At 72.8% G+C, this 7830-nt stretch carries 10 protein-coding genes; all 10 read left to right on the top strand.

Going from position 1 to position 7830, the window contains the following annotated elements; genetic code table 11:
- Window positions 1-517 (top strand): TIGR02234 family membrane protein (locus J7E86_RS16135; protein ID WP_215082369.1); only part of this gene is annotated, 517 nt, incomplete at its 5' end.
- A gap of 113 nt (window positions 518-630) precedes the next feature.
- The gene (locus J7E86_RS16130; protein WP_215082368.1) at window positions 631-873 is read left to right on the top strand and encodes an HGxxPAAW family protein; all 243 of its coding nucleotides are present in this window, start codon (window positions 631-633) and stop codon (window positions 871-873) included.
- 103 nt (window positions 874-976) lie between these two features.
- Complete coding sequence (locus tag J7E86_RS16125; RefSeq protein WP_215082367.1) at window positions 977-1456, top strand: DUF2752 domain-containing protein; 480 nt, start codon at window positions 977-979, stop codon at window positions 1454-1456.
- 221 nt (window positions 1457-1677) lie between these two features.
- Complete coding sequence (trpC, locus tag J7E86_RS16120) at window positions 1678-2487, top strand: indole-3-glycerol phosphate synthase TrpC (protein WP_215082366.1); 810 nt, start codon at window positions 1678-1680, stop codon at window positions 2485-2487.
- A gap of 5 nt (window positions 2488-2492) precedes the next feature.
- Entirely contained in the window at window positions 2493-2645 is a 153-nt protein-coding gene (gene trpM, locus J7E86_RS32050) for a tryptophan biosynthesis modulator TrpM (protein WP_374223806.1), read from the top strand.
- Window positions 2646-2748: 103 nt separating this feature from the next.
- Window positions 2749-3984 carry a tryptophan synthase subunit beta gene (gene trpB / locus J7E86_RS16115; RefSeq protein ID WP_215082365.1) on the top strand — a complete coding sequence of 412 codons (1236 nt, stop codon included), beginning with the start codon at window positions 2749-2751 and terminating at the stop codon, window positions 3982-3984.
- On the top strand, window positions 3981-4796 hold the full coding sequence (trpA, locus tag J7E86_RS16110) for a tryptophan synthase subunit alpha (RefSeq protein ID WP_215082364.1): 816 nt from the start codon (window positions 3981-3983) through the stop codon (window positions 4794-4796). The genes trpB and trpA overlap by 4 nt, the downstream gene beginning before the upstream one ends.
- Window positions 4797-4860: 64 nt before the next feature.
- Window positions 4861-5640, top strand: a complete 780-nt coding sequence (locus J7E86_RS16105) for a thioredoxin domain-containing protein (protein ID WP_215082363.1) — start codon at window positions 4861-4863, stop codon at window positions 5638-5640.
- 71 nt (window positions 5641-5711) lie between these two features.
- A complete protein-coding gene (gene lgt, locus J7E86_RS16100) occupies window positions 5712-6584 on the top strand; it encodes a prolipoprotein diacylglyceryl transferase (RefSeq protein WP_215082362.1) in 873 nt (290 codons plus the stop codon).
- Window positions 6585-7049: 465 nt separating this feature from the next.
- Window positions 7050-7781, top strand: coding sequence for a VIT1/CCC1 transporter family protein (locus J7E86_RS16095; RefSeq protein ID WP_215082361.1), 732 nt, complete (start codon window positions 7050-7052; stop codon window positions 7779-7781).
- The last annotated feature ends 49 nt before the right edge of the window (window positions 7782-7830 follow it).

Raw genomic sequence — 7830 nt, 5'->3', positions numbered from 1 at the left:
CACCTGGGCCGAGGGCCGGGCCGCCGGCGTCCGCGACGCCGTCACCGAACACGCCAGCGGCACCGACGTCAACGGCCTGCCCGGCGCCCTGGCCATCGTCGCCCTCGCCGCGCTCGTCGCCGTCTTCGCCGTCCGCGGCGTCTGGCGCACCGTCGTCGCCGCGCTGCTCGCCCTCAGCGGCGCCGGCGTCGCCGCCGCCTCCGTCGCCGGCGCCCTCGACACCTCCGCCCTCGCCGAGAAGGCCGCCAGGACCAACGGCCTCACCGGCACCGCCGTCACCGGCGTCACCCACACCGCCTGGCCCTGGGTCGCCCTCGCCGGCGGCGTCCTGCTGCTCCTCGCCGGGCTCCTCGCCCTGCGCCACGGCCGCGACTGGCCCACCATGTCCAGCCGCTACGAGCGCGACGGCACCCCCCGCCTCCGGGCCCGCCGCACCGCCCCCGACCCCGAGCGCCCCGAGGAGCTGTGGAAGGCCCTCGACCGTGGCGAGGACCCCACCCGGGACGCCCGGCCGTGACTCGGCCGTGACACGCCCCACCCCAGATCGAGGCGGCCGCCGACGTCGGGGACAATGACCATGAGCGTTCTCCGCGCCCGCGGGCGCGCCCACAGCAACGAGGAGTCATAGTCATGGCGGGTACCAGCCACGGACACACCCCGGCCGCCTGGACCGGTGTCACGATCGCCTTCATCGGCTTTTGCGTCGCCGGCGCGTTCATGGTGGCGGCCAAGCCGGTCGGGTTCTGGGCGGGCATCGGCGTGATCGCCCTCGGCGGCATCGTCGGCGGCATCATGCGCATGATGGGGATGGGCATGGCCCCCAAGGGCGGCAGCACGGCCAAGCGGGAGCCGCAGGCGCAGCCCCAGGGCTGACCGGCACCCCACCCACGCACCGAAGGCGCGGTCCGGGCCCGTACGGCCGAACGTACGGAACTCCGGGCTGCGCCTTCGCGCCGTCCGGCGGAGACTTCCCCGTATGCCGGACCGCACCGACGGCCCGCCGGAGGGCCGCGCCGACAACCGCGCGCACGTCCCCTCGCCGGGCACCGCGCCCGGACACCCCGCGCGCCGCCTGGCCGCCCCGCTCGGCGTCGCCGCCGCCCTCGGCACGGCCGTCGCCTATGTCGGCGCCGTCGACCCCAACCGGCCCGGCCACTACCCCGCCTGCCCCCTGCTGCGCCACACCGGCCTGTACTGCCCCGGTTGCGGCGGACTGCGCAGCATCCACGCCCTGTGCCACGGCGACCTCACCGCCGCGCTGGGCGCCAACGCCCTCGCCGTCGCCGGATACGCCGCCTGCGCCCTCCTGTGGCTCCTGTGGTGCGCCAGGGCCCTGCGGGGAGGAGGCGGGACGGCACCCCCGCGGCGCCCCGCCCACTGGTGGACGCTGGGCGCGCTCGTCCTGGCCTTCACCGTCCTGCGGAACCTGCCGTTCGGATCCTCGCTGGTCCCGTAGGACTTCCCGCCCCGTCCCCGCGCGGTCACCCCGCCGTCCCACGCGGTCTTCCCGTAGGCGCCCCGCGGGTGTCCACTGGGCATCCACGTTGTGGGACGTGCGTCAACCGGATGCGAAACCTTCGCCCTCCGGCAAGTACCATCGCAGTGCCTGGTGAGGAAGATTCGACATTTCCCGCCGCACCAGCCCAGACCATCCGAGTCCGGAAGGGGGCCGCTCGCGTGAGTGTGCTCGACGAGATCATCGACGGAGTCCGTGCCGACCTCGCGGAGCGGCAGGCGCGCGTCACCCTCGACGAGCTCAAGGAGCGGGCTGCCAAGGCCCCGCAGGCGAAGGACGGCGTCGCCGCCCTCCGCGGCGAGAACGTCAACGTGATCTGCGAGGTCAAGCGCTCCAGCCCCTCCAAGGGCGCGCTCGCCGCGATCGCGGACCCCGCCGGCCTGGCCGCGGACTACGAGGCCGGTGGCGCGGCCGTCATCAGCGTCCTGACCGAGCAGCGCCGCTTCGGCGGCTCGCTCGCCGACCTGGAGGCCGTCCGCGCCAAGGTCGACATCCCGATCCTGCGCAAGGACTTCATCGTCACGGCCTACCAGCTGTGGGAGGCCCGCGCCTACGGCGCCGACCTGGTGCTGCTGATCGTCGCCGCGCTGGAGCAGGAGGCCCTCGTCTCCCTGATCGAGCGGGCCGAGTCCATCGGACTCACCCCCCTGGTCGAGGTGCACGACGAGGAGGAGGTCCAGCGCGCGGTGGACGCCGGCGCCCGGATCATCGGCGTCAACGCCCGCAACCTCAAGACCCTCGAGGTCGACCGCGGCACGTTCGCCCGCGTCGCACCCGAGATCCCGGACCACATCATCAAGATCGCCGAGTCCGGGGTGCGCGGCCCGCACGACCTGATCGCCTACGCCAACGACGGCGCCGACGCCGTGCTGGTGGGCGAGTCCCTGGTGACCGGCCGCGACCCCAAGGGCGCCGTCGCCGACCTCGTCGCCGCCGGGGCGCACCCCGCGCTGCGGCACGGCCGGGGCTGACCGGGATGAGGACGTACGCACGGCTCGCCCGCGGCTGCAGGCCACGTGGCTGCCGTGCGCCCGCGCGGCGCGTTCTGGGGCGTCGCGTGCGGTATCACATCGGCTGTGAGCCCGGGCAGATCAACGGGATGCGATGGCGCGGCGGCGCGTCGCGCTAGTCGATCGCCATTGCCGGGTGCGGCGCCTCTGCGCCTGCGGCGGGCTTTTCCCGCCCACCCACCCGTTGCCCAGCACCTCATTACCTGTCCGAGGAGTACGTACGTGTCCTCTGAATTCTTTGTTCCGGACCCGGAGGGTCATACGCCGAGTGCCGAGGGTTACTTCGGCGCCTTCGGCGGCAAGTTCATCCCCGAGGCCCTCGTCGCCGCCGTCGACGAGGTCGCCGAGGAGTACGAGAAGGCCAAGGCCGACCCCGCCTTCGCGGCCGAGCTCAACGACCTGATGGTCAACTACACCGGCCGCCCCAGCGCCCTCACCGAGGTGCCGCGCTTCGCCGGCCACGCCGGCGGCGCCCGGGTGTTCCTCAAGCGCGAGGACCTCAACCACACCGGCTCGCACAAGATCAACAACGTGCTGGGCCAGGCGCTGCTCACCCAGCGCATGGGCAAGACCCGCGTCATCGCCGAGACCGGCGCCGGCCAGCACGGCGTCGCCACCGCCACCGCCTGCGCGCTCTTCGGCCTGGAGTGCACCATCTACATGGGCGAGGTCGACACCGAGCGCCAGGCGCTCAACGTCGCCCGGATGCGGATGCTCGGCGCCGAGGTCATCGCCGTGAAGTCCGGCAGCCGCACGCTGAAGGACGCCATCAACGAGGCGTTCCGCGACTGGGTCGCCAACGTCGACCGCACCCACTACCTCTTCGGCACGGTCGCCGGCCCGCACCCGTTCCCGGCGCTGGTCCGCGACTTCCACCGGGTCATCGGCGTCGAGGCCCGCCGCCAGATCCTGGAGCGCGCCGGCCGCCTGCCGGACGCCGCCGTGGCCTGCGTCGGCGGCGGCTCCAACGCCATCGGCCTCTTCCACGCCTTCCTGCCCGACACCGGCGTCCGCCTCGTCGGCTGCGAGCCCGGCGGGCACGGCCTCGCCACCGGCGAGCACGCCGCCACCCTCACCGCCGGAACCCCCGGCATCCTGCACGGTTCCCGCTCGTACGTCCTGCAGGACGAGGACGGCCAGATCACCGAGCCCTACTCGATCTCCGCCGGCCTCGACTACCCCGGCATCGGCCCCGAGCACTCGTACCTGAAGGACACCGGCCGCGCCGAGTACCGGGCCGTCACCGACGACGACGCCATGCAGGCGCTGCGGCTGCTCTCGCGCACCGAGGGCATCATCCCGGCGATCGAGAGCGCCCACGCGCTCGCCGGCGCGCTGGAGCTCGGCCGGGAGCTCGGCCCCGACGGGCTGATCCTGGTGAACCTCTCCGGGCGCGGCGACAAGGACATGGACACGGCGGCCCGCTACTTCGGGCTGTACGACGAGGGGGCGAAGTGAGCGGCACCATCGATCTGTTGAGCGGCGTCCTGGCCAAGGCCGGGGCCGAGAACCGCGCCGCCCTCGTCGGCTACCTCCCCGCCGGCTTCCCGACCGTCGACGACGGCGTACGCGCCGTCACGGCGATGCTGGAGGGCGGCTGCGACATCGTCGAGGTCGGGCTGCCGCACAGCGACCCCGTCCTTGACGGCCCGGTCATCCAGACCGCCGACGACATCGCCCTGCGCGGCGGCATCAAGATCGTCGACGTGATCCGCACGGTCCGCGAGGCGCACGCCGCGACGGGCGCGCCCGTGCTGTGCATGACCTACTGGAACCCCGTCGACGCCTACGGCGTCGAGCGGTTCGCCGCCGACCTCGCGGCGGCCGGGGGAGCGGGCTGCATCCTGCCCGACCTGCCGGTCGAGGAGTCCGAGGTCTGGCGCAAGGCCGCCGACCAGCACGGCCTGGCCACCGTGTTCGTCGTCGCCCCGAGCAGCCGCGACGAGCGGCTCGCCAAGATCACGGCGGCGGGCAGCGGCTTCGTCTACGCGGCCTCGCTGATGGGCGTCACCGGCACCCGCGAATCCGTCGGCCAGGAGGCACAGGACCTGGTGCGCCGCACCCGGGCCGTGACCGACCTGCCCGTCTGCGTCGGCCTCGGCGTCTCCAACGCCGAGCAGGCGCGGGAGGTAGCGCAGTTCGCCGACGGTGTCATCGTCGGCTCGGCCTTCGTCAAGCGGCTGCTGGACGCCCCCGACCTGGAGGCCGGCCTGGCCGCCGTCCGCACTCTGGCGGGTGAACTCGCCGAGGGCGTACGCGGGCGTTCGTAACTCTTTTGAAGGAACCGACGACCGGGGGCGCGCAGGCCGCGCCCCCGGTTCGTTGTACCGGGACGTGAGCCAGAAGAACCCTGAGGGGAAGCGCACCGCCCGTGAGCGGCTGCAGGAACAGCGCCAGAAGGAAGAGGCCCGGACCAAGCGCCGGCGGGCCCTGATCGCGGGCGCGGTCGTGGTCGCGGTCCTGGGCGTCGGCGCCGGCATCGGCGCCCTGGTGGCCAACGCGGGCAAGAGCAAGAAGGAGACGGCCGGCCCGCTGGTCGCGCCCCAGGGCGCCACCGGCAAGGACACCGTCACCGTCCCGGTCGGCAAGGCCGCGGCCAAGTCCACCCTGACCGTCTACGAGGACTTCCGCTGCCCCGGCTGCGGCCAGTTCGAGGTCGGCTTCCGCGACACCGTCCGCGACCTGGAGAAGAAGGGCCGGCTCAAGACCGAATACCACCTGGTCACGCTGATCGACAAGAACCTCGGCGGCAAGGGGTCCCTCAACGCCGCCAACGCGGCGGCCTGCGCCCAGGACGCCGGGAAGTTCGCCGAGTACCACGACGCGCTCTACAAGAACCAGCCCCCCGAGACCGACGACGCCTTCGGCAAGAAGTCGCGCCTGATCGAGCTGGCCGGGCAGGTCCAGGGCCTGGACACGCCGGCCTTCCGCACGTGCGTCGAGGACGGCACCCACGACAGCTGGGTGAAGAAGTCCCACGACGCGTTCGGCAAGTCCTCCTACCACGCGACCCCGACCGTCCTCCTCGACGGCAAGGACGTCTACGGCGACCAGAGCAACCCGCTGACCCCCGACAAGCTGCGTCAGATGGTCACGTCCGGGACCAAGGGCTGAGGGCGTTACGCAGCTGTTGCTCCGGGTGGGTTGCCGTGCGCGCGTCCCGGCAGGGTAGCGTCGGTGCTGCCATGGACATCGCTTACATTCCCAGCCCGTCGACCGGGGTGGTCCATCTCGGACCCGTCCCGCTGCGCGGCTATGCCTTCTGCATCATCATCGGCGTCTTCGTCGCCGTCTGGCTCGGCAACCGGCGCTGGATCGCGCGCGGCGGCCGGGCGGGCACGGTCGCCGACATCGCCGTGTGGGCGGTGCCCTTCGGGCTCGTCGGCGGACGGCTCTACCACGTGATCACCGACTACGAGCTGTACTTCGGTGAGGGGCGCGACTGGGTCAACGCCTTCAAGATCTGGGAGGGCGGCCTCGGTATCTGGGGAGCGGTCGCGCTCGGCGCGGTCGGCGCGTGGATCGGCTGCCGCCGCCGCGGCATCCCGCTCCCCGCCTGGGCGGACGCGCTCGCCCCGAGCCTCGCGGTGGCCCAGGCGATCGGCCGCTGGGGCAACTGGTTCAACCAGGAGCTGTACGGCAAGAGGACCGACCTGCCGTGGGCCCTGAAGATCGACGCGGACCCGGCGATCGGGCGGATCGCCGGTACGTACCACCCGACGTTCCTGTACGAGTCGCTGTGGTGCCTGGCCATCGCGGGCCTGGTCATCTGGGCGGACCGCCGCTTCACCCTGGGGCACGGGCGGGCCTTCGCGCTGTACGTGGCGTCGTACACCGTGGGCCGCTTCTGGTTCGAGTACCTGCGCGTGGACGACGCGCACCACGTCCTGGGCCTGCGGCTCAACGGCTGGACGTCGATCGTGGTCTTCATCGCGGCGGTCGTCTACATGGTGATCTCCGCGAAGCGGTGCCCTGGCCGGGAGCTCGTGGTGGAACCGGGTGCCGTCGAGGACGGCGAGAAGGCGGAGTCGGGCTCCCCGGAGCCGAAGAAGCTCTGACGCGGCGTATCAGGCCCCCACGGAAGGCTTTCCGGCACCGCCGGACTCCTCCGCGGGGGCCTTTCGCCGTCGCGGCGGGAAGTGAGCGGGCGCTGCGGGCCGTGTCGTGTGCACCACCGCTGTGCGGTGGTGTCCTCAATCGCCCGACGGGCTGCTGTGTTGTGTCCTCAAGCGCCGGACAGGCTGAAGCGGCTGAGCCCAGCCGAATCAAGCCCGTCCGGCGCTTGAGGACGCGCCCGCAGGGCGCCCGCCGCCGCAGGCGGCAAAGTAGCCCGCAGCTGCGCGACCCGTGCCGAACTGGCCGCTCCGTACGACGACTTTCGCCCGGCCCACAGCAAAACCGCAGGTCACAGAGGTAAGTTCGGCCTTCCTTGCTAGCGCCGCGCCCCTCTTCGTGCGTACCTTCGACCCAGGGGGCGAGCGACAAGGCCCGTACCCCCTTGGGGAAAGGGAGCACCCGGAGAGATGTCTGTCCTGGAAGCCGTCGCGGCACCGCACATCGCGCATCGCGACAACCACACGCACCGCGATGTGAACGGCGGCTGGCTGCGGCCCGCCGTCTTCGGTGCGATGGACGGGCTCGTCTCCAACGTCGCCCTGATGACCGGCGTCGCCGGTGGTTCCGCCTCCTCCCAGGCGATCGTGATCGCCGGCATGGCCGGCCTCGCGGCGGGCGCGTTCTCCATGGCCGCCGGTGAGTACACCTCCGTCGCCTCGCAGCGCGAGCTCGTCCTCGCCGAGCTGGAGATAGAGCGGCGGGAACTGCGCAAGCACCCCGCCGACGAGCAGGCGGAGCTCGCCGCGCTCTACGAGTCCCGCGGCGTCGAACCGCTCCTCGCGCGCGAGGTCGCCCGGCAGCTGTCCAGCGACCCCGAGCAGGCCCTGGAGATCCACGCCCGCGAAGAGCTCGGCATCGACCCGTCCGACCTGCCGTCGCCGACGGTCGCCGCCGTGTCGTCCTTCGGCTCCTTCGCGCTGGGCGCCCTGCTGCCCCTGCTGCCCTACCTGCTCGGCGCCACCGAGCTGTGGCCCGCCGTGCTGCTGGCGCTGCTCGGGCTCTTCGCCTGCGGGGCCGTCGTGGCCCGGGTGACGGCCCGCTCCTGGTGGTTCAGCGGACTGCGCCAGCTGGTGCTGGGCGGCGCGGCCGCGGGTGTGACTTACATCCTCGGTATTGCCTTCGGCACCGCCCTGGGGTGATGCTTTATGCGGGCCCCCGCATAACGTACGCGTTACCTCGCGGTTTCAA

The sequence above is a fragment of the Streptomyces sp. ISL-11 genome, assembly GCF_018614525.1.
Classification (GTDB): Bacteria; Actinomycetota; Actinomycetes; order Streptomycetales; family Streptomycetaceae; genus Streptomyces.
Note: the sequence above shows the minus strand (reverse complement) of the source record. Positions and strands in the feature narration are given on the sequence as shown.

Coding starts and splice junctions, on each gene's coding strand:
- J7E86_RS16130 (WP_215082368.1), top strand. CDS start 631: ATGGCGGGTACCAGCCACGGACACACCCCGGCCGCCTGGACCGGTGTC.
- J7E86_RS16125 (WP_215082367.1), top strand. CDS start 977: ATGCCGGACCGCACCGACGGCCCGCCGGAGGGCCGCGCCGACAACCGC.
- trpM (WP_374223806.1), top strand. CDS start 2,493: ATGAGGACGTACGCACGGCTCGCCCGCGGCTGCAGGCCACGTGGCTGC.
- lgt (WP_215082362.1), top strand. CDS start 5,712: ATGGACATCGCTTACATTCCCAGCCCGTCGACCGGGGTGGTCCATCTC.
- J7E86_RS16095 (WP_215082361.1), top strand. CDS start 7,050: ATGTCTGTCCTGGAAGCCGTCGCGGCACCGCACATCGCGCATCGCGAC.